14 protein-coding genes and 1 tRNA gene are annotated in these 21081 nt (G+C 69.8%); 5 read left to right on the top strand and 10 right to left on the bottom strand.

What is annotated here, in order from left to right; translation table 11 throughout:
- Positions 1–169 precede the first annotated feature (169 nt).
- From thrB to argS, 5 genes are read right to left on the bottom strand one after another with little or no spacing between them, the layout of a single operon-like run.
- Positions 170–1174: a homoserine kinase gene (gene thrB / locus GOALK_RS19285; protein ID WP_006360511.1), complete on the bottom strand. Its 1005-nt coding sequence runs from the start codon at positions 1172–1174 to the stop codon at positions 170–172.
- Positions 1155–2240 carry a threonine synthase gene (gene thrC / locus GOALK_RS19280; protein WP_006360510.1) on the bottom strand — a complete coding sequence of 362 codons (1086 nt, stop codon included), beginning with the start codon at positions 2238–2240 and terminating at the stop codon, positions 1155–1157. The genes thrB and thrC overlap by 20 nt, the downstream gene beginning before the upstream one ends.
- Positions 2233–3576 (bottom strand): homoserine dehydrogenase, encoded by a 1344-nt coding sequence (locus GOALK_RS19275; RefSeq protein WP_006360509.1) that lies wholly within the window; start codon positions 3574–3576, stop codon positions 2233–2235. The genes thrC and GOALK_RS19275 overlap by 8 nt, the downstream gene beginning before the upstream one ends.
- Positions 3573–4994: a diaminopimelate decarboxylase gene (lysA, locus tag GOALK_RS19270; protein WP_006360508.1), complete on the bottom strand. Its 1422-nt coding sequence runs from the start codon at positions 4992–4994 to the stop codon at positions 3573–3575. Before lysA ends, GOALK_RS19275 begins: the two co-directional genes overlap by 4 nt.
- Positions 4991–6643, bottom strand: a complete 1653-nt coding sequence (argS, locus tag GOALK_RS19265; protein ID WP_006360507.1) for an arginine--tRNA ligase — start codon at positions 6641–6643, stop codon at positions 4991–4993. The genes lysA and argS overlap by 4 nt, the downstream gene beginning before the upstream one ends.
- Before the next feature lie 155 nt (positions 6644–6798).
- Between argS and GOALK_RS19260 the strand changes: the two genes are divergently transcribed.
- Entirely contained in the window at positions 6799–7623 is an 825-nt protein-coding gene (locus tag GOALK_RS19260) for a thioredoxin-like domain-containing protein (RefSeq protein ID WP_006360506.1), read from the top strand.
- Between the two features lie 17 nt (positions 7624–7640).
- The gene (locus tag GOALK_RS19255; protein ID WP_006360505.1) at positions 7641–8426 is read left to right on the top strand and encodes a DUF305 domain-containing protein; all 786 of its coding nucleotides are present in this window, start codon (positions 7641–7643) and stop codon (positions 8424–8426) included.
- Positions 8427–8514: 88 nt separating this feature from the next.
- Here GOALK_RS19255 and GOALK_RS19250 read toward each other — a convergent pair.
- The 5 genes from GOALK_RS19250 to GOALK_RS19230 all read right to left on the bottom strand — a co-directional run bounded on the left by GOALK_RS19250 (position 8515) and on the right by GOALK_RS19230 (position 15089).
- A tRNA-Arg gene (locus tag GOALK_RS19250) sits at positions 8515–8587 on the bottom strand.
- A 56-nt stretch (positions 8588–8643) separates the two neighbouring features.
- On the bottom strand, positions 8644–11619 hold the full coding sequence (locus GOALK_RS19245; protein WP_006360504.1) for an AAA family ATPase: 2976 nt from the start codon (positions 11617–11619) through the stop codon (positions 8644–8646).
- Positions 11620–11632: 13 nt separating this feature from the next.
- Complete coding sequence (locus GOALK_RS19240) at positions 11633–12820, bottom strand: exonuclease SbcCD subunit D (RefSeq protein ID WP_006360503.1); 1188 nt, start codon at positions 12818–12820, stop codon at positions 11633–11635.
- Positions 12821–12867: 47 nt separating this feature from the next.
- Positions 12868–14421 (bottom strand): DHA2 family efflux MFS transporter permease subunit, encoded by a 1554-nt coding sequence (locus tag GOALK_RS19235; protein ID WP_040004356.1) that lies wholly within the window; start codon positions 14419–14421, stop codon positions 12868–12870.
- Positions 14422–14423: 2 nt separating this feature from the next.
- Positions 14424–15089 carry a PadR family transcriptional regulator gene (locus GOALK_RS19230; RefSeq protein WP_006360501.1) on the bottom strand — a complete coding sequence of 222 codons (666 nt, stop codon included), beginning with the start codon at positions 15087–15089 and terminating at the stop codon, positions 14424–14426.
- A gap of 122 nt (positions 15090–15211) precedes the next feature.
- Here GOALK_RS19230 and GOALK_RS19225 point away from each other — a divergent pair, with 122 nt between their 5' ends.
- The 3 genes from GOALK_RS19225 to GOALK_RS19215 are packed head-to-tail and all read left to right on the top strand — an operon-like array spanning position 15212 to position 20966.
- Complete coding sequence (locus GOALK_RS19225; protein WP_040004362.1) at positions 15212–16288, top strand: glutathione S-transferase family protein; 1077 nt, start codon at positions 15212–15214, stop codon at positions 16286–16288.
- A complete protein-coding gene (locus GOALK_RS19220) occupies positions 16285–17010 on the top strand; it encodes a hypothetical protein (RefSeq protein WP_006360499.1) in 726 nt (241 codons plus the stop codon). The genes GOALK_RS19225 and GOALK_RS19220 overlap by 4 nt, the downstream gene beginning before the upstream one ends.
- Positions 17007–20966 (top strand): ABC transporter ATP-binding protein, encoded by a 3960-nt coding sequence (locus GOALK_RS19215; protein WP_006360498.1) that lies wholly within the window; start codon positions 17007–17009, stop codon positions 20964–20966. The genes GOALK_RS19220 and GOALK_RS19215 overlap by 4 nt, the downstream gene beginning before the upstream one ends.
- Positions 20967–21081: the final 115 nt, after the last annotated feature.

Genomic DNA, 21081 nt, shown 5'->3' with positions numbered 1-21081 from the left:
TTCGCATGATAGGGGCAACACGCCGAAAGTGCCAAATGAAGACATCGATCGGAGGTTGTGATCCTCGGCTGAACACCGCTGAACACCTCGTTCCCAACGTGCGTTGCACGTCGGGTATTCCCCGGGCGCCCCGTGACGAAACGCTTCGCCCCCGCCGTGGAGCGGCAACTCAGCCTGCGCTGATGTCCACGCCGCCGGCGATGGCCACCGAGTGGGTGGTGAAACCGAGTCCCTGAGCGAGCACCCGGATGTCGGCCGGGATCGGCGCGGTACCGAGCACGAGCACCGTCGGCCCGGCGCCGGAGACCGTCGCGGCATGTCCGCGCGCACGCAGTTCGGCGACGAGTTCGCTGGTCGGCACCATCGCCGACGCACGATAGGGCTGGTGCAACCGGTCCGCCGAGGCGGCCATCAGGTTGCGCGGGTCGGAGGTCAGCGCCACGACGGCGAGCGCGGCCCGGCTCAGATTGAACACCGCATCGGCGCGCGGCACCGCATCCGGCAGCAGCCCACGGGTGAACGACGTCGACGACTCGGTGTCGGGCACGAACACGGTCGCGCAGACATCGGGGTGTACCGACAGCCGGTGGGCGTGATACGAGTTCACGTCGTCGGCGGTCTCCGTCCAGGTGACGACGACCGAACCGAGGACGCTCGCGGCGGCGTTGTCGGGGTGTCCCTCGAACTCGCTGGACAGCTGGACCAGTTCGTCGGTCGACAGACCCGCGCCGAAGCCCGCGGCGGAGATCAGACCGGAGGCGGCGGCGAGGCCGGACACCGCGGCCGCGGCCGAGGACCCGAGGCCCCGCGAATGCGGGATCTGGTTGACGCAGCGCAACTTCAGGCCCGGAGCGGACACGCCGGCGTGGGTGAGTCCACGATTGAGGGCACGCACGACCAGGTGGGACTCGTCGCGCGGGACGTCGGCCGAACCCTCCCCCTCGACGTCCAGCACGATCCCGTCGTCGACGGTCTCGACGATCACCTCGTCGTAGATGCCCAAAGCGATGCCCAGACAGTCGAATCCCGGTCCGAGGTTGGCACTCGACGCCGGCACCCGCACGCGCGCCGAGACACCCACGGGTAGCTGTCGCGTCGCCACCCCGGGCTCGGTCATCTCGCCGTTGTGCGTCATCTCCTCGACCCCGGCGGACTCAGCCGACACCGAGCGCATTCGCCACCGCCACCGGATCGACCGGGATCGCCTCGACCTCGGGGATGCCCGCCAGCGCGGTGTCGGGGTCTTTCAGACCGTTGCCGGTCACGGTGCATACGACCGTCGAGCCGGCCTCGATCCAGCCGTCGGCACGTGCTGCGAGGAGTCCGGCCACGCTCGCGGCGGACGCCGGCTCCACGAAGACGCCTTCCTTGCCCGCGATCAGGCGGTAGGCCTCGAGCAGCTTCTCATCGGTGGCCGCGCGGAACTGTCCGTTCGACTCCTCCTTGGCGGCGACGGCCTGGTTCCAGCTCGCGGGCGAGCCGATGCGGATCGCGGTCGCGATGGTCTCCGGCTCCTTGACGGGGGCGCCGTTCACCAGCGGGGCCGCACCGGCGGCCTGCACACCGAGCATCCGCGGCACCGAGGACGACACACCGTCGGCGTGGTACTCGGTGTAGCCCTTCCAGTAGGCCGTGATGTTGCCGGCGTTGCCGACGGGCAGCGCGTGCACGTCGGGGGCGCGACCGAGGACGTCGACGATCTCGAAGGCGGCCGTCTTCTGCCCCTCGATGCGGGCCGGGTTGACCGAGTTCACGAGCTCGATCTCACTGAACTCCGCAGTCGCCTTGCGGGCGAGCTCGAGGCAGTCGTCGAAGTTGCCCTGCACCTGGATGATCTTGGCGCCGTGCATGACCGCCTGGGCGAGCTTGCCCATCGCGATCTTGCCCTGCGGGATGAGCACCGCGCACGTGATCCCGGCGCGGGTGGCGTAGGCGGCCGCCGAGGCGGAGGTGTTGCCCGTCGAGGCGCACAGCACGGCGGTCTTGCCGTTGTTGACCGCGTTGCTCACGGCCATGGTCATGCCGCGGTCCTTGAAGGAGCCGGTCGGGTTGAGGCCCTCGACCTTGAGATACACCTCACAACCGGTCAGCGACGACAGATGCGGGGCGCTGATCAGTGGGGTGCCGCCCTCGAGCAGGGTGACGACCTTCCAGTCGTCGGCGACGGGCAGCCGCGAACGGTATGCCTCGATCAGGCCGGGCCACGCGCGGTGCACGGGCGCGGGAGTCGTCTCAGTCATCGGTACCTTCCAATCGCAACACACTCGACACCTTGATGACGGCGTCCATGTCTTCTAGCGCCGCAACGCAATCCGACTGCGCGCGGTCCGGGGCCCGATGGGTCACCACGATCAGGCGGGCGTCGTCGCCTGCGCCTTCCTGGCGCACCGCGGCGATGCTCACCGAACGCTTGGTGAACTCGCCGGCGACCTGTGCGAGCACGCCCGGGCGGTCGGCGACGCGCATCGAGATGTAGTAGCGGGTGAACACGTCGTCGATCGGGGCGATCGGCAGCGACGCATAGGTCGACTCCAGCGGACCGCGTCCGCCGTGCACACGGTTGCGCGCGGCCATCACCATGTCGCCGAGCACGGCCGACGCGGTGGGCGAGCCACCGGCGCCCTGGCCGTAGAACATGAGCCGACCGGCGTTCTCGGCCTCGACGACCACCGCGTTGAACGCCCCGTTGACGGTGGCGAGCGGGTGGGTCAGCGGGATCAGTGCCGGGTACACGCGAGCCGAGACCCGCTGGGAGCCGTCGACATCGCGAACGCGCTCGCAGATCGAGAGCAGCTTGATCGTGCAGTCGAACTTCTTCGCGGCGAGCAGGTCGGCCGCGGTGACCGAGGAGATCCCCTCGCGGTGGACGTCGGCGGCGGTGACCCGCGAATGGAAGGCTATCGACGCGAGGATCGCGGCCTTGGCCGCCGCGTCGTAACCCTCGACGTCGGCTGTCGGGTCGGCCTCGGCATATCCGAGACGGCCCGCCTCGGCGAGCGTGTCGGCGTAGTCGGCGCCGGTCTCGTCCATGGCCGACAGGATGAAGTTGGTGGTGCCGTTGACGATTCCGGCGACGCGCTCGACGGTGTCGCCGGCGAGCGACTGCATCAGCGGGCGGATGACCGGGATTGCACCGGCGACCGCGGCCTCGAAGTACAGGTCGACCTTCGCGTCGGCGGCCGCGCTCGCGAGCTCACCGGTGTACTCGGCCAGCAACGCCTTGTTGGCGGTCACGACCGACTTACCGCTCTCGAGCGCGGTACGGATCAGCGCCCGGGCCGGGTCGATGCCGCCCATGAGTTCGACGACGATGTCGACGTCGTCGCGTGCGATCAGCGACGCGGGATCGTCGGTCAGCAGTTCCTGGCCGATCTTGCGCGGCCGGTTGAGATCTCGCACCGCGACGCCCCGGATCTCCACCGGTGCGCCCACGCGCGCTCGCAGGTCGTCGGCATTGTCGGTGATGATGCGCACCACCTCGGCACCGACGTTGCCCATCCCGAGTACCGCCACCCCGATGGGTCGCACGGCATTCACCTCGCTTGTGTCGCTTGCGTTCTGGACAGATCCGGTCACGAGCCCACCTCCAGGCTGAGGAAGTCGTCGATGGTCTCGCGCCGCAGCATCAGGCGTGCTGCCCCATCGGCCACGGCCACCACCGGCGGCCGCATGGTCATGTTGTACCGGCTCGACATCGAGTAGCAGTAGGCGCCGGTGGCGGCGACCGCGATCAGGTCACCGGGACCCAGGTCCTCGGGCAGCCAGCAGTCCTTGATCACGATGTCACCGCTCTCGCAGTGCTTCCCGACGACGCGGCAGACGACCGCACGTGCGTCGGACACCCGCGAGACCAGCCGGACGTCGTATTCGGCCTGGTACAGGACGGTACGGATGTTGTCGCTCATCCCGCCGTCGACGGAGATGTAGCGGCGGGTGGCACCACCGCCGAGTTCCACGTCCTTGACGGTGCCCACGCGGTAGAGCGTGACGGTGCCGGGTCCGGCGATCGCGCGGCCGGGCTCGATTGCGATGATCGGCATCGGCAGTCCGACGGCTTCGGATTCGCGGCGGACGATGTGAGCGAGGGTCTCGGCAACCTTCTGCACCGGCAGCGGGCGCTCCTCCTCGAGGTACGAGATACCCAGCCCCCCACCGAGATCCACGATGGACATCTGCGAGGTCTTCTCGACGCCGAACTCGTCGACGACATCGTGGAGCAGGCCGAGGACGCGGTGGGCGGCGAGCTCGAAACCGTCCATGTCGAAGATCTGCGAACCGATGTGGCTGTGCAGACCGACGAGGCGGAGGTTGTCGGTCGCGAAGACCCGCCGGATGGCTTGCATCGCGACCCCGCCGGCGAGGGCGAAGCCGAACTTCTGGTCCTCGTGGGCGGTCGAGATGAACTCGTGGGTGTGCGCCTCCACACCGACGGTGACGCGGACGAGGACGTCGGTGACGACGCCGCGCTCACCGGAGATCGCGTCGAGCCGGTCGATCTCGATCATCGAGTCGAGGACCACGTGCCCGATCCCGGCGTCAACCGCCGCGGCCAGCTCCTCGGGGCTCTTGTTGTTGCCGTGCAACGCGATCCGTTCCGCGGGGAAACCGGCGTGCAGCGCGATCGCCAGTTCGCCGCCGCTGCACACGTCGAGGGAGAGCCCCTCTTCGTTCACCCAGCGCGCCACCTCGCTGCACAGGAAGGCCTTCGACGCGTAGTGCACCCGGCCGAAGGGGCCGAACGCCGCCATCATGTCGCGGCACCGGGACCGGAAATCGGCCTCGTCGACGATGAACGCCGGGGTGCCGAACTCGGCGGCCAGCTCGCTCACCGGCACTCCGGCGATACGAAGCTCACCCGACTCGTCGCGGGCGGCGTTGCGCGGCCACACCTGGGGCGGGAGGGCGGCGAGGACGGCCGGATCGTTCGGACGCTGCGCGAGATGCGGCGCGGCCAGCAGTTCGGCGTGCCGCGGGCCGGCCGGGTGCGCGCTCACATCTGCTCCGGAGCGCTGACGCCGACCAGTCCGAGGCCGTTGGCCAGGACCTGGCGGGTGGCCTCACACAGCGCGAGCCGCGCGCGGTGGATGTCGGCCACCTCTTCGTCGCCCTGGGGCAGGACGCGGCACTTCGCGTAGAAGCGGTGGTAGGTGCCGGCGAGGACCTCGAGGTAGCGGCAGACGCGGTGCGGCTCGCGCAGCGTGGCCGCGGTGGCGACGACCTCGTCGAAATCGCCGATCGTGCGAATCAATTCGCCCTCGGCGGGGTCGTCGAGCAGGTCGAGGTGATCGAGCGAGGACACCACACCCAGGACGGCGGCGTTGCGCGCCAGCGCCGACATCCGGGCATGTGCGTATTGCACGTAGTAGACCGGGTTGTCGTTGGACTGCTTGGTCAGCAGGTCCAGGTCGATGTCGATGTTGACGTCCACCGACGAGCGGATCAGCGAATACCGCGCACCGTCGACACCCACGGCGTCGACGAGGTCGTCGAGGGTGATGACCGTGCCCGCGCGCTTCGACATGCGCACCGGCTTGCCGTCCTTGACCAGGTTCACCATCTGCCCGATGAGGACCTCGACGGTGGCCGGGTCGTCGCCGAGCGCGGCCGCGGCGGCCTTGAGGCGGCTGATGTAACCGTGGTGGTCGGCACCGAGCATGTAGATGCACAGGTTGAAGCCGCGGTTGCGCTTGTCGCGGTAGTAGGCGATGTCACCGGCGATGTAGGCGGCGTTGCCGTCGCTCTTGATGACGACACGGTCTTTGTCGTCACCGAAGTCGGTGGACTTCAGCCACCACGCACCGTCGTTCTCGTACAGGTTGCCGTTGCCCTTGAGCTGTTCGATGCACTCGTCGACGAGGCCCGTCGCGAACATCTTGTCCTCGTGGGTGTAGACGTCGAAGTCCGTGCCGAAGTCGTGCAGGCTCTGCTTGATGTGGTCGAACATGAGGTCCACACCGATGGAGCGGAAGGTCTCGAGCCGGTCCGCCACGGGCTGCGACAGCACATCGGGCACCTTCGCGACGACCTGCGCGGCGATGTCGGCGATGTAGTCGCCGGCGTATCCGTCCTCCGGGGTCGGGTTGCCCAGCGCCGCGGCCTCCAGCGACCGCGCGAAGCGGTCGATCTGGGCGCCGTGGTCGTTGAAGTAGTACTCACGCGTCACGTCGGCGCCGCGAGCGGCCAGGACACGGCCGAGCGCGTCACCGACGGCGGCCCAGCGGGTGCCGCCGAGGTGGATCGGTCCGGTCGGGTTGGCCGAGACGAACTCCAGGTTGATGATCGAGCCGGCCAGCTCCTTGCCGCGGCCGTAGCTCTCGCCCTGCTCGAGCACGGTCTTCACGACGGTGTTCTGGGCGGCCGCACCGAGCCAGATGTTGACGAAGCCGGGACCGGCGATCTCCGACTTCGCGATGCCCTCGTCGCCGGCGAACGCCTCGGCGAGCCATCCGGCCAGCTCACGGGGCGCCACACCGAGTCGCTTGCCGAGCTGCAGGGCGACGTTGGTGGAGTAATCGCCGTGGTCAGCGTGACGGGGGCGCTCGACGACGACGGAGTCGGGCACCAGGTTCTCGTCCAGTCCGCGGTCGCGGACCACGGTCAGGGTCACGGCGCGCAGCAGCGCGGCCAGGTCGGCGGGAGTCACGGGACACCATCCTATTGGCCGAGGGCCGCTCGTCGATAATCGCACCCTCCCAGAGCGGGTGCTGTCCACCAGTAGACTCGTGTGCGCCGAGCGCGCGTCGGGGGGTACGACCGCCCGCGCGCACGGCGACCCCCGTCGTACGAGGAAAGAAGTCAATGGCGCGCAAACCAGGGGCCAACGTCCCCAAGGCTCGTAAGAAGTCCGGGTCCGTACCCACTGCGACCGGCCGACAGGTCGACTGGATGCTGATCGGCGCAGTCGTCGTGGTCATCGGCCTCGTCGCCGGACTCGCGATCTATCTGCTCCCCAAGCTCAACGAGAAGCGCGCCAACGAGAAGGACGACGTCGCGGTCCAGTCGGCCGAAGGGTTCGTCCCGTCGCCGCAGACCCCGGACCCGTCGCAGGGCATCGACGGTGTGACGAAGATCTACTACGAGGCGGGCAAGCATGTGAACGCGTCGCAGCGCGTCGCCTACGACCAGTCGCCGCCGTTCGGCGGTCCGCACGACGAGATCTGGGCGACCTGTACCGGCGTCGTCTATCCGAACCCGCTGCGGTCGGAGAACGCCGTCCACGCCCTCGAGCACGGCGCCGTCTGGATCACCTACAACCCCGACACGGCTTCGCCCGAAGACATCGACTACCTCAAGCGACTCGTGCGCGGCGAGCAGTACCTGTTCCTGTCGCCGTACCCCGGCCTCGACAAGCCGGTCTCCCTGCAGAGCTGGGGCCACCAGCTGAAGCTGGACTCGGCGAACGACCCGCGGGTCGATCAGTTCATCACCTCGCTGCGCCGCAACATGATGCCCGGCGTCTACCCGGAGAACCCGCAGACCGCGGCCTACCCGGAGACCCAGGCCACCTGTACCGCCATCCCGGGCTTCGATCCGTCGAATCCCCCGCCGGCCGACGAAGGTGAGCCCGGCCCCGACGCCGTCCCCATGGGCGGCGGCGGCAACAACCCGATGCCCGCGGGCTGATCAGGCGAGGAACGAACATGAGCGAGACACCTGAGAGCACGACGACACCCGCGGGTACCGAGACCGCCCCGTCGCGTCGGAGCCCTGCCCTTCTCGCACTCGCCGCAGTGGCGCTGCTCCTGGTCGGCGTCGGCCTCGGCCTGCTGATCCAGGCGAGCCTGGCCGACGACTCCTCCGGCGAGGACTCCCCCGCGGCGAACTCGGCCGCGGTCGGCTTCGCGCAGGACATGACGCGTCACCATGAGCAGGGCGTCGAGATGGCCGCGATCGAACTCGAGCACGGCACCGATCCCCAGGTCCGCAGCATGGCCTTCGACATCCTCACCGCGCAGAGCAACGAGATCGGCCAGATGCAGTCGTGGCTGACCCGGTGGGGCCAGCCCGTCACCAACCCCGGCGAGACGATGGGCTGGATGGGCCATGGATCGTCGACGGAGGCGACCGGTGACGATCACGGGGACCACGGCGACATGGATCACGGCGACATGGGCCACGGAGATCACGGGGCCACTCCGGCCGCCGACGTCGAGCAGCCGGCCATGCCGGGCATGGCGACGTCGGCCGAGATGGAGCGGTTCCGCGCGATGCGCGGGCCGGAGGTCGACACGACCTTCCTGCAGCTGATGCTTCGCCACCACGAGGGCGGGCTCCACATGATGGAGTACGCCGCGAATCCCGACAACGTTTCGCAGCCCTACGTCCGCGACCTCGCATCGGCGATGGAACGCACGCAGGACAAGGAGATCGGGATCATCGAGGCGATGCTGGCCGAACGCAATGCCCAGCCGCTGCCGATGAACTGACGCGGAAGCGCAAACCCACCAGAAATGGAGAAACCCACCGGCCCGAAGGGCGGTGGGTTTCTCCAAAAGTGGTGATTCTGTGTATCTGTGCCCCCGGCAGGATTCGAACCTGCGGCCTTCTGCTCCGGAGGCAGACGCTCTATCCCCTGAGCTACGGGGGCTCATCGGGCGGAACCCAGACTAGCGCACGCTCACCGGCACATCACAATCGGGCTGCTCACGACACGCCGAGCGGACTCTGCACCCGCAGCGTCGAGCCGTGTTCGCCGCGCAGGACGTGCAGTTGCGCCGGAATCCGGGCCCGCAACTCGTCGACGTGACTGACGACGCCGACGACGCGACCGCCGGAGCGGAGGTCGTCGAGGACGCCCATCACGAGGTCGAGGGCTTCGGGGTCGAGGGTGCCGAAACCCTCGTCGATGAAGATCGTGTCGAGGACGCGACCGCCGGATTCGGCCGAGACGACATCGGCCAGACCCAGCGCGAGGGCCAGCGAGGCGAAGAACGTCTCTCCACCCGACAGCGTCGTGGTGGCCCGCAGCACGCCGGTGTACTCGTCGCGGACCTCGATGCCCAGGCCGCCGCGGCGACCGCGCACACCGGCGGCGTCCGAGTGGACGAATTCATAACGGCCCGATGACATCTCGCGGAGACGTCCGGACGCGGCGACGAGCACCTCGTCGAGCCGGGCGGCGAGCACGTACGACCGCAGCGACATGCGTCGGGAGTTCTGTCCGCGGCCGCTCACCAGTTCCGCGAGGCCCTGCAGCTCCTCGTGTCGTGCCTTCAGCGGTGCGAGTGCGTCGAGGGCGGCCCAGAAGCCGGCGACGTACTCCTCGAGGTCCGTACGGCGCTGCGCGGCCACCGCATTCACGCGGGCGGCATCGTCGCGGCGGGCACGTGCGGCCACCAGATCCGCCGTCAGACCGGCGACATCGACCTCGGGCGCCTCCAGCGCCGCGCACACGTCGGGATCGGCGAGGGTCTCCTCCGCGCCGGCGCGTATCGCCGCCGCCTCTTCGAGGAGCTTCTCCCACTGTCGGATCTGACCCGGCGACGCGGCGGCCGACCGGACCTCGTCCGCTCCGGTGAATTCGGCGGCGGCACAGGCGACGGTGAGCCGCTCGGCGATCTCGGCCTGCCGTCGGCGGGTCCGGTCGAGCTCGCGCCGGGCCTCCCGCAGAGTCCTTGTGCGGCGGCAGAGTTCGGCGAGTTCGCGACGACGCTCCGCGACCCCCATCCGCCCGCCGGTCGCCTCGTGGACCTCGGCGTCGAGGGCGCCCAGCTTCTCGCGCAGGGTCGTCAGGCGTTCACGACGCCGCGCCTGCGCGGTCTCGTGATCGGCCAGGGTCCGGCGCCGGTCGGCGATCTCGGCGTCGATGCGTTCGACCGCGTCCTGCAGCGACGGCGTGCGGACGGCCGCCCGCTCGGCAGCCGCGAGGTCGGCGGCGAGGCGGTCGTGACCTGCCCGGGTGGCGGCGCGGTCGGCGCCGGCGATGACGGCATCGAGATTGGCCTGCCGCTCCTGCAGTGCGGCGACCGCGGACTGGGCGATGGCCCTGATCGCGCTCGCACGCTCTTCGGCGGCCGCGGCTTCCTTCTCCTGGGCCTCGCCCACCGAGGTGCCGGCGTCGCCGGTGGCCGGCGCGGGATGACCGACCGAGCCGCAAACCGCGCACGGGTGCCCGTCGACGAGGGCACCGGCGAGTTCGACGGCCATGCCGGTGAGGCGTCGTTCGCGGATGTCGAGCTGCTGTTCCCGTGCGGCAGAGTGCTGCTCCCGCGCGTCGAGAAGGTCCCGTTCGGCGTCGGCGAGCTGCGCGAGCACCTCGTCGCGGTCGGTGAAGGCCTGGAGAACACGGCGGGCGTGGTCGCGTTCGGCGTGCAGCTTCGGCGCCTGGACACGTAGTTCGTCCGCCGCCCGGAGTGCGGCGACTGCCTCGTCGCGGCGAGCCGGTACCGACTCGAGCCACGTCCGGGTTTCGTCGGCCTGCTGCTCCGCGCCGGCGATCGTCTTCTCGAGTCCGTCGATGTCGGCGACCAGCCGGGGCCGCTCGGCGACACGCTTCGCCAGCGGTTCCCAGCGACCAGATTCCTCGGTCCATCGGTCGACGGCCGCGACGAGAGCTGCATCGTCGCAGTCGGATTCGCACAGTTTCGCACCCTCGGCGAGTTCGCTGAGGGCGTCACGTGCGTGGTCGGCCGCGGCCGTCGCCGAGGCCAGGTCGGCGGCCACGCGCTCGTGGTCGTCGGCCAGGGGCGCGATGGGTGCGGCGCGCAGGGCGAGCCGGCGTGACCGCTCGGCGGCCGTCAGCGTCACCTCCCCCTCGGTGAGGCGGGCGAGCCGGTCGCGCGCCTGCAGACCGCGGCGACGTAGATCGTCGACGCGCCTGCCGTGTTCGTGGGCGGCTTCGGCCTGTTCGACGGCCGCCTGCGCGGCGGTCGATTCGGCGAGCGCGGACGCGGCGGTCTGCCGGGCCGTGTCGAGACATGCCTGGGCCCAGTCGAAGTCCGGTTCGGCAGGCGCCTGCGTGCCGCTGATCGCCACGATCTGCCCGGCGATGCGGTCCAGGGTGCCGGTCTGCTCGGCCAAGGAGGACGCGCTCTCGCGGGCACGATCGCGGAGCCATTCCTCGAGGTCGCCGAACCGCTCGGTGTCGAAGAGGCGCTCCAGCAGCTCCTCCCGCTCGTCGGAGTGCGCGCGGAGGAACCGGGCGAAGTCGCCCTGCGGCAACAGGACCACCTGGAAGAACTGCTCGGCGCTCATACCGAGCAGGCGGACGACCGCCTCGCCGATCTCCGGGATGCGGGTCAGGTCAGGGCCCGAACCGTCCACCCAGACGAGCGACGCACACGCGTTGATCTTGCGTTTCCCGTCGCCGCGCTTCTTGGGGCGCTCGTGCTCGGGCGATCGGGTGATGCGCAATCGGCGGGAACCGACGGTGGCCTCGAGTTCGACCTGCGGAATCGTCTCGGGCGCAGCATGATCCGAGTGGAGTCGGCGGTTGGTGTCACGAGCGCCGGGGACCCGGCCGAACAAGGCGAACGCCACCGCGTCGAGCACGGTGGTCTTGCCGGCACCGGTCTGGCCGTGCAGGAGGAACAGCCCGTCTGCCCCGAGCTCGTCGAAGTCGACGGTGACCTCGTCGGCGAACGGGCCGAACGCGCGAATCCGGATGTGGTGCAGTCTCATACGCCGTCAGCACTCACGCGGTCTCGGCGACGAACGCATCGAGGGCGAACAGCGCGAGCTCGCCGTCGGCCTCGGGTTCGCCGACGACCGCCCGCAGTGCGCGTTCGATCAGCACCCGCTCCCCCTTGGTCGGGGTGTCGCGGACGTCCTCGATGAAGGAGTTGATGATCTCGGCATCGCTCCGGCCGCGGACCCGCGAACGGTAGTCGACCCCCGAGCCGGTGTGCGGGCGGTCCCACTGCACGTGCACCGCGCACGGGAACCGCTCCCGCAGGCGTCGCATCGCGTCGAGCGGGCGTACCGCGTCGGTCAAGGTCACCTCGACGTAGTGGTCCTCGGCGCCCGCGAACTGCTCCGAGGTCAGCAACTCGTCGAGTGTTCCACGGAGGGAGCTCAACTCGCGCACGACCGGAAGCTCGTGCTTGCGGATATCGCCGACCCCGTCGGCATCGAGGTCGACCACCCACACCGCTTTGCGATGCGTGCGCTCGCCGAAGGAGTACGGGAGCAGCGAACCGCTGTACCGGACGGTGTCGGTGACGCGCTGCGGCGAGTGCAGATGACCGAGGGCGACGTAATCGGCACCGGAGAAGGTCTCGGCGGGAACGGTTTCGACTCCCCCGACGCTGATCGACCGCTCGGACCCGGAGGCGGCGGCGCCGCTGACGAAGGCGTGGGCGACGACGATCGATCGGGCCTGCCGGGACGCGAGGTCGGCGCGGATGCGGGTCATCGCGGCATCGAGAACTGCGGTGTGGCCGCACACCTCCTCGACCCCGAGATGGCGACGGGCGGTGTCGGGTTCGAGGTACGGGATGCCGTACACCGCGACCTCGCCGTGCTCGTCGGACAGGACGATCGGCTCGGCGATCCCCTCGATCGAGGTCCGCAGGTGCAGTCCGCCGGCCGCCGCGAACGCCGACCCCGCGCCGAGGCGCGTGGGCGAGTCGTGGTTGCCCGAGGTGACGATGATCCGGGCACCGGCGGCGGCGATCTCGGCCAGGCCTTCGTCGTAGGCACGCACCGCGTCGGCCGAGGGCACCGAACGGTCGTAGACGTCGCCGGCGACGATCACGGCGTCGGCCGATTCGGCGGCGACCAGCTCGGCGAGGTGGCTCAGCGCACGACGCTGGTCGGCGAGCAGGTCGACACCATGGAACGTCCGGCCCAGGTGCCAGTCGGAGGTGTGCACGATCCGCATGGTGACAAACCATACGGTCGGGGCCCGACAGATCGTGGGACGCGCGCTCAGGCCCCGGTCAACGGGGCATTGTGAGTCGCGCTACCCGCCGCGGCATCGGCGGGCCCACCGGGTACGGCCGCGGCCGGCGGCATCTGATGCGCGGGCCGCACGAAGAAGAACGTCGCCACGACGCCGACCAGCAACGCCGCCGCGGGGAGGAACAGCGACTGCCCCATCGCGGAGGCGAAGCCCTCGCGGAGGAACTCCGGAAGCTGGTTCGCGCCACTCGCATCCTGCGCGGCGCCGGCGTCGATCCCGGGCAGCTCGGCGGCGAGGCGCGACTGCAGGAGGGCACCGATCATCGCCGAGCCCAGCACCGAGCCGATCACGCGCAGGGTGTTGTACACACCGGCGCCCGCACCGGCCTGATGCCACGGCAGGTTGCGGGTCGCGGTGGCGGCCAAGGGAGCCCAGATACCGGCCGACGCGACACCCATCAGGCACAGGGGCAGGATGATCATCCAGACCGGGGTGTCCGGTCGCGCGACCACACCCAGCCAGCCGATGGCGATCGCGTTGAGCAGCAGCGCGGTGGAGACGATGGCCCGCGGGTGCACACGGTCGACCACGCGACCGACGATCGGCGCGAGGATGCCCGTCAGGATCGCCATCGGCACCAGCACGACCGCCGACTGGGTCGGGGTCATCCCGCCGACGAGCTGCAGGAAGAAGGTCAGCGGGATCATCATGGCCGACACCGCGAAGCCCATCGAGGAGATGCCCACGGTGGCCAGCGCGAAGTTGCGATCCCGGAACAGCGAGAGCGGGAGCAGCGGCTCGGTCCGGATGCGCGACTGCCACCAGACGAAGACGCCGAGGAAGATGAGCCCGCCGCCGATCAGGGCCCAGACCCAGGCGGCCCAGTCGAAGCTCTCGCCCTCCTGGATGCCGAACACGAGCGCGGACAGGCCGACGGCCGACAAGCCCACGCCGATCCAGTCGAACTGGTGGTCGTTGGTCTCGACCTGCGGGACCAGGACCGCGGCCAGCACGAGTCCCGCGATGCCGACGGGCACGTTGATGAAGAAGATCCATTCCCAGCCGAACGCGTCGGTGAGGACGCCGCCGAGCAGCGGCCCCACGAGGGTCGCGACCCCGGCGACCGTGCCCCAGATACCCATGGCCGCACCGCGCTTCTCCGGCGGGAAGATACGCGTGATCAGCGACATCGTCTGCGGGGTGATGAGCGCGGCGCCGACGCCCTGCAGGGCGCGAGCGGCGATGAGCTCGCCGATCGAATCCGACAGTCCGCACCACACGCTGGCGATCGTGAAGACGATCAGGCCGATCTGGTACATCGACTTCGGCCCGTACTTGTCGCCGAGGCGCCCGGTGATGAGCAACGGCACCGCATAGGTCAGCAGGTAGGCGCTCGTGACCCACACGACGCCGTTGACGTCGGTGTTCAGGTCGGCCTGGATGCGCGGCTGCGCGACCGCCACGATCGTCATGTCGACGAGGATCATGAAGAAGCCCACGCACAGCGCCATCAGCGCCGCCCAGGGCCTCGTCGTCACCTCGGAGCCGGTGACCCCGGTGTCAGGGGTGGAACGGGTCATCACTACTCGACCTTCTGTGCGAGGTGTTCGGCGTCTGCCGCGGCATTCGGTGCCGTGGCGGGATTCGGCTGGGTCGGAACGAGATACGGCGAATCCGGATCGTCGAGCCAGTCGATGCGGTGAGTGCGGAGCCGGTCGACGAGGTCGTCGAGCCAGGCGATCTGGGCGGTGAGCGTCGCGATCCGGCAACCCCCGTCGAGGAAGAACATCTCCGGTTTCCCGTGGGCCCGGAACTCCGTGACGGCGGCCTCGACGTCGGCGAGGTCGGCCCGCATGGTCGCGACCCGCCGTTCGAGGAGTTCGACGACCCGGTCCCGGGGCAGACCATGCGCCTCCGACAGGGCGAGGTAGAGCTCCGGGTACTCCTCGGGTCTCGTCTCGAGGATGCGTTCGAGGTTCTCGGTCAGAGCCTCCCGACCCGGGCCGGTGATCGCGTACACGGTCCGTTCGGGCCGGTTGCCCTCGCGACGGACCTCGTGGACCTCGATCAATCCGTTCTCCGACAGCCGGTCGACCGCGTGGTACAGGGTGCCGGCGCGGAACTTCGCCAACCGGTCCTCGCGACGCGCGACGGTCGTCTGAACCATCTCGTACGGGTGCATCGGACGCTCGAGGAGAAGGCCGAGCACCAGGATCGCCACCGGTCCGAGCGGTGCGGAACACGCCATGCGCGACCCCCTTGGTCCGGGCGGCCTGCGGGACCGCTGATCGGCGTCGAATATTCCAGTCGGAATATACGCAGGTGTTCGGTTGCTGCCAAGTGTCGCCGGCCATCATTACTGTGGACGGCATGACTCATGCGCCGGAGGAATCCACCCAGAGCGACCCCACCGGGACAACCGATTCCGGGGAGCAGGGCAGCTATGTGATGTCCGGCCAGGAGTTCGTGCGGGACACCAAGTACATCGAGACCCGCATCACCGCCGACGACCGGGACGGCTACCCCGTCGAGGCCGGGCGCTATCGTCTCGTCGCCGCACGCGCCTGCCCCTGGGCCAACCGGACGCTCATCGTCCGCCGACTCCTCGGGCTCGAGGACGCCATCTCACTCGGACTGTGCGGACCCACCCACGACAAGAACTCGTGGACCTTCGACCTCGACCCCGGGGGCCTCGACCCCGTCCTGCAGATCCCGCGCCTCAAGGACGCCTACGAGAAGCGGATCCCGGGTTACCCCAAGGGGATCACCGTGCCGGCGATCGTCGACGTCCCCACCGGTGAGGTCGTCACCAACGACTTCCCCCAGATGACGATCGACTTCTCGCTGGAATGGACCGCGTTCCACCGCGACGGCGCGCCCGAGCTCTACCCCGAACGCCTGCGCGACGAGATCGACGAGGTCAGCCACGGGATCTACACCGAGGTCAACAACGGCGTCTACCGGTGCGGGTTCGCCGGCAGCCAGGAGGCCTACGAGGCCGCTTACGACCGCCTGTTCACCAAGCTCGACGAGCTGTCCGAGCGGTTGTCGACGCAGCGGTACCTGGTCGGCGACACCATCACCGAGGCCGACGTCCGGCTGTTCACGACCCTCGCCCGCTTCGATCCCGTCTACCACGGCCATTTCAAGTGCAATCGCAGCAAGCTCAGCGAGATGCCGGTGCTGTGGGCCTACGCCCGCGACCTGTTCCAGACCCCCGGCTTCGGCGACACCACCGATTTCACCCAGATCAAGCAGCACTACTACATCGTGCACACCGATGTGAACCCCACGCAGATCGTGCCCAAGGGCCCCGACCTGCGGGGATGGCTGACCCCACACCACCGCGAGGAACTCGGCGGGCGTCCCTTCGGCGACGGCACGCCGCCCGGCCCCCCACGGCCCGACGAGGTCGTCCCCCAGGAGAATTGGGTACCCCAGTCATGACCGACCCCACTCCCAAGCCCGCCGGCAAGGCCGTCGAGGTCACCGGCGGCATCCTCGACCGCGCGCAGCGCCTGCAGGGCCCGGCGGTCAAGAAATACGTCGACTCGCTGCGCCGCAAGTACCCCGACGACTCCCCCGCCCAGATCATCGAGCGCCTCGAGAAGCGCTACCTGAACGCGGTCACCGGTTCAGGTGGAGCGGTCGGCGCGGCAGCCGCCGTGCCCGGGGTCGGGACGATGACGGCCTTCGGCGCGATGACCGGCGACACCGCCTTCTTCCTCGAGGCCTCGGCACTGCTCGCCCTGTCGATCGCCGAGGTCCACGGCATCGGCGTCCACGAGACCGATCGACGCAAGTCGCTCGTCCTGGCGGTCGCGCTCGGCGAGGAAGGTGTGCTCGCCCTCGGCCGGGTCGTCGGTACGCGCGGCGGCCCCCTGCGCCGGCTCGGCGGTGCGGCCCTGCCGTCGGGCGCCATCACCAAACTCAACAAGACCCTGGTCAACAAGCTCGTGCGCAAGTACGCGATCCGGCGCGCGCCGTTGATCTTCGGCAAGCTGATGCCCGCCGGCATCGGAGCGGTCATCGGCGGCGCGGGAAGCCGCGCGCTCGGCCGCAAGGTGGTCAACAACGCGCGGGAGGCATTCGGCCCCGCACCTGCCTTCTGGGTTCTCGACGCCGAGGTGGTGAACGAGACGAGCCCGCTACCGCCCGGCTCCCGGTGATCCCGGAGCCGACCATGCCTCCCGCCACCGGGAGCACCCCAACCACCTCGCCGCCGGGCTGGATCCGGAAGCTGCTCGGCGAGGCGTGGCGTTATCGCCGCATCGTCATCGTGACCCTGACCGTCACGATGATCGCGGTGGCCGTCGACGTCGTGATGCCCCTGCTGGCCAAGGGCGCGATCGACCGGGCCACCGGCGTGATCGACGACGGCCTCGCCTTGTCCACCATCATCACGGGCCTGGTCGTTCTCGCGTTCGTGCGTTACGCCTGCCACTTCGGACGGCGCGTGTTCGCCGGCCGCCTCGCGGTCAACGTGCAGAACAACCTGCGCCGGCGCCTGCTCGACACCCTGCTGCACCTCGACGGCCGCAGCCAGCACCAGATCCGGACGGGACAGATCGTCTCCCGCTCCATCTCCGACATCCAGGTGGTCCAGGGCTTGCTGGCGATGGCACCGCTCTCGTTGGGTGCCGCGGTGCAGATGGTCGTCGCGCTCGGAGTCATGGCCTATCTCTCCCCGCTGCTCACCGCCGTCGCACTGGTGATCGCGCCGCTGATCGCCCTGGAGGTCTTCCGTACCCGCCGAAAGCTCTTCGCGGCGACGTGGTCCGCGCAGCAGTCCGCGGCCGATGTGGCCCAGCACGTGGAGGAGACCGTCACCGGCGTCCGCGTCGTCAAGGGCTTCGGCCAGGAGGACCGCGCCGTCGACGGACTGGTGACGCGCTGCCGCACCTTGTTCGCCCGGCGCCTGCGCGCGGCCCGGATCAACGCCCGTTTCGCCCCCACCCTGAGCGCCATCCCCCAACTCGGCATGGTCGGCGTGATCGTCGCCGGCGGCTACCTGACGATGACGGACGCGATCACCGCCGGCACGTTCCTCGCGTTCACCACCTACGTCACCGCGATGACCGGCATTGCCCGTCTGCTCACCAATCTCATCGTCAACGCCCAGCTCGCCCGCGCGGCGGTGGAACGCGTCTACGACGTCATCGATCACCCGCGCGATCCCGGTGAGACCGCGACCGGCACGCTGCCCGACGGCCCGCTCGGCGTCGAACTGGAGAACGTCTCCTTCGCCCATCACACCCACGAGGCCGACGATCCGCCCGCCGTGCTGAGCGGGATCGACCTGCGTATCGAACCCGGCGAATGCGTGGCGATCGTCGGGCCACCCGGCTCCGGGAAGTCGACCATCGCCGACCTGGTCAGCCGCTACGAGAGACCCGACGCCGGCACGATCTCCCTTGTCGGCGCCGACGGCCCGCACCCGGTGGACTCGCTGTCGCCGACTGCGCTGCACGAAGCCGTCGCCGCCGTCTTCGACGAACCGTTCCTCTTCTCCGACACCATCACCGCGAACATCGCCATGGGACCGGGCGCCACCGCCGACCCCGATTCGCTCGCCGACCGGGTGCGAGCCGCGGCGGCCGCGGCCGAGGCCACCGAGTTCATCGAGGCACTCCCGGACGGCTACGACACCGTCGTCGGCGAACGCGGCCTGACCCTCTCCGGCGGACAGCGCCAGCGGATCGCCCTCGCGCGTGCCCTCTTCGCCGACCCGCGCGTCCTGGTGCTCGACGACGCGACATCGGCGGTCGACGCCACCACCGAGGCCCGGATCCTCGGCCGCCTACGTGATCAGAGACGCACCATGCTGGTCCTCGCCCACCGGCGGTCGACACTCGTCCTCGCCGACCGGGTCGCCGTGCTGGACGAGGGCCGGATCACCGCGATCGGGACGCCGGCCGAGCTCGAGGCCTCCTCGGCGCGGTTCCGCGAGCTGATGACGAACGCCGTCGGTGACCCGGACGTCGTCTCGCCGCCCAGCCGGCCGAGCATCTCCGACCACACCGTCGAGAGCTTCTGGCCGACAACGCAATTCCTCGACGAGCAGACGTATACGCGGACCGGCCCGGCGGTGGGCGCGGGCACGCGGACCGGGCAGCGGGGCGGCGGTGTCGCCAGCGCACTGGGGTCGATGCCGGCGACGCCCGAACTCCAGGCGAGGGTCGACGCGCTGCCGCCGGCCGTCGAGGACCCAGCGGTGGACGTCGCCGACGCCCGGCGCGAGAACCCGGACTTCACCCTCCGCGGCCTCCTACGACCGGTCCGCTGGCTGCTCGCCTTCGCGTTGGTCGCCATCGCCGTCGACACCCTCGTCGGCCTGGCCTTCCCCAGCATCGCCCGCGCCGTCATCGACGCGGCCGGCGACCACGACCAGCGCACCCTGTGGTGGGCGGCGATCGGCGGTGTGGCACTCGTCGGCGTCGGGTGGGTCGCCGCGTCCCTGTTGACGATGACCTCCACCCGAGCGGGTGAGCGCGTGCTGTTCGGACTGCGCATCCGCAGTTACGCCCACATCCAGCGCCTCGGCCTGGACTACTACGAGCGCGAGCTGTCGGGTCGGATCATGACGCGGATGACGACCGACATCGACGCGTTGTCGACCTTCCTGCAGACCGGTCTGACGTCGGCGATCGTCGCACTCCTCACCCTGGTCGGCGTCACGGTCGCGTTGCTGGTCACCGGGCCGTCGCTCGCACTGCTGGTGTTACCCGTCTTCCCGCTGCTGGTCGTGGCGACCGTCGTCTTCCGGCGTGTCGCGACCGCCGCCTACACGCGGTCCCGCGAACTGATCAGCACGGTGAACGCCGACTTCCAGGAGAACATCGCCGGGATCAAGACCACCCAGACCTACCTCCGCACCGACGACGCACAGAAGCGTTTCGGGCAGCGTTCGGCGGCGTGGGTCGCGGCACGGATGGTCTCGCAGCGGGCGATCGCCTCGTACTTCCCGCTGATCATGCTGATGTCGGACATCGCCACCGCGATCGCACTCGGCGTCGGCGCCGGCCAGGTGGCCGACGGCTCACTCACCGCGGGCACTCTGATCGCCTTCGTCCTCTATCTCACGATGCTGTTCGGTCCCGTCCAGCAGCTCTCGCAGGTCTTCGACGGTTACCAGCAGGCGGCGGTCGGCCTACGGCGCATCGGCGACCTGCTGCGGACCCCGAGTTCGCTGCGGGTCAACCCGGACGCCACGACACCGCCGGCCACCGGCTTCGACGGCGAGGTCGATTTCGACGGGGTCGGCTTCCGCTATCAGGGCGCGGAATCCGACGCCCTGCTCGACGTCGACCTGCACATCCCCGCCGGGTCCTCGCTCGCCCTCGTCGGTCGAACCGGCGCGGGCAAGTCGACGATCGTGAAACTGCTGGCCCGGTTCTACGACCCGACCACCGGACGCGTCCTCGTGGACGGCACCGACATCGGCGACCTCGTCCTCTCCGGGTACCGCAGCCGACTCGGCCTGGTCCCGCAGGAGCCGCATCTGTTCACCGGGACCGTGGCGGACAACATCGCCTACGGCCGGCCGGATGCCGATCGCGCCGCGATCGTCGAGGCCGCGGCCGCGGTGGGCGCCCTACCGATGATCGCGGCCCTGCCGGGACGCATGAACCATCCCATCGGCGAACGCGGCCAGGGCCTCAGCTCCGGTCAGCGCCAGCTGATCGCACTGGCCCGAGCCGAACTCGTCGACCCCGACCTCCTGCTGCTCGACGAGGCGACCGCCACGCTCGACCAGGCCACCGAGGCGCAGGTCCTGGCCGCCGGGCGGGCGATGACTCGGCGCCGGACCTCCGTCATCGTCGCGCACCGGCTGGCCACCGCGGCTCGCGCCGATACCATCGCGGTGGTCGACGGCGGCCGAATCGTCGAACTCGGAACACACGACCAACTCCTGGCGTTGGACAGTCTGTATCGCGGCTTCTGGGAGGCCGGTGTCGATCCCGACGAGGCCGCGGTGACGGAGCCCGGTGTGACGGTGACCGCCGCGCGTACAGACGCGGTGGACGCCGACTCACATGCGGGCTCGCGACAGGACGCTCGACGTGGCGCGTCCGCAACCGACAACCAGACCATCCGCGCCGGATCACCCGAGATGACGATCTGACTCTGTAGTAGCAGGTCGGTGGGTGTGACGCAGCAGATGACGCGTAGCATCGGCAGTTGGTTCACCGATAGTCTCCACAAGGGACGTCAGTGTGGCAGAGAACCCGGCACCTTCA

The organism is Gordonia alkanivorans NBRC 16433, from assembly GCF_000225505.1.
GTDB classification, from domain to species: domain Bacteria; phylum Actinomycetota; class Actinomycetes; order Mycobacteriales; family Mycobacteriaceae; genus Gordonia; species Gordonia alkanivorans.
This window is presented reverse-complemented; position numbering and strand designations above follow the sequence as displayed.

Bases quoted from the DNA above. Each gene is read 5' to 3' on its own strand.
- GOALK_RS19240 (WP_006360503.1), bottom strand. From the start codon at position 12,820: ATGCGGATCGTGCACACCTCCGACTGGCACCTGGGCCGGACGTTCCAT.
- GOALK_RS19260 (WP_006360506.1), top strand. From the start codon at position 6,799: ATGGCGCGCAAACCAGGGGCCAACGTCCCCAAGGCTCGTAAGAAGTCC.
- GOALK_RS19255 (WP_006360505.1), top strand. From the start codon at position 7,641: ATGAGCGAGACACCTGAGAGCACGACGACACCCGCGGGTACCGAGACC.
- GOALK_RS19225 (WP_040004362.1), top strand. From the start codon at position 15,212: ATGACTCATGCGCCGGAGGAATCCACCCAGAGCGACCCCACCGGGACA.
- GOALK_RS19245 (WP_006360504.1), bottom strand. From the start codon at position 11,619: ATGAGACTGCACCACATCCGGATTCGCGCGTTCGGCCCGTTCGCCGAC.
- thrC (WP_006360510.1), bottom strand. From the start codon at position 2,240: ATGACTGAGACGACTCCCGCGCCCGTGCACCGCGCGTGGCCCGGCCTG.
- thrB (WP_006360511.1), bottom strand. From the start codon at position 1,174: ATGCGCTCGGTGTCGGCTGAGTCCGCCGGGGTCGAGGAGATGACGCAC.
- GOALK_RS19235 (WP_040004356.1), bottom strand. From the start codon at position 14,421: ATGACCCGTTCCACCCCTGACACCGGGGTCACCGGCTCCGAGGTGACG.
- GOALK_RS19230 (WP_006360501.1), bottom strand. From the start codon at position 15,089: ATGGCGTGTTCCGCACCGCTCGGACCGGTGGCGATCCTGGTGCTCGGC.
- GOALK_RS19220 (WP_006360499.1), top strand. From the start codon at position 16,285: ATGACCGACCCCACTCCCAAGCCCGCCGGCAAGGCCGTCGAGGTCACC.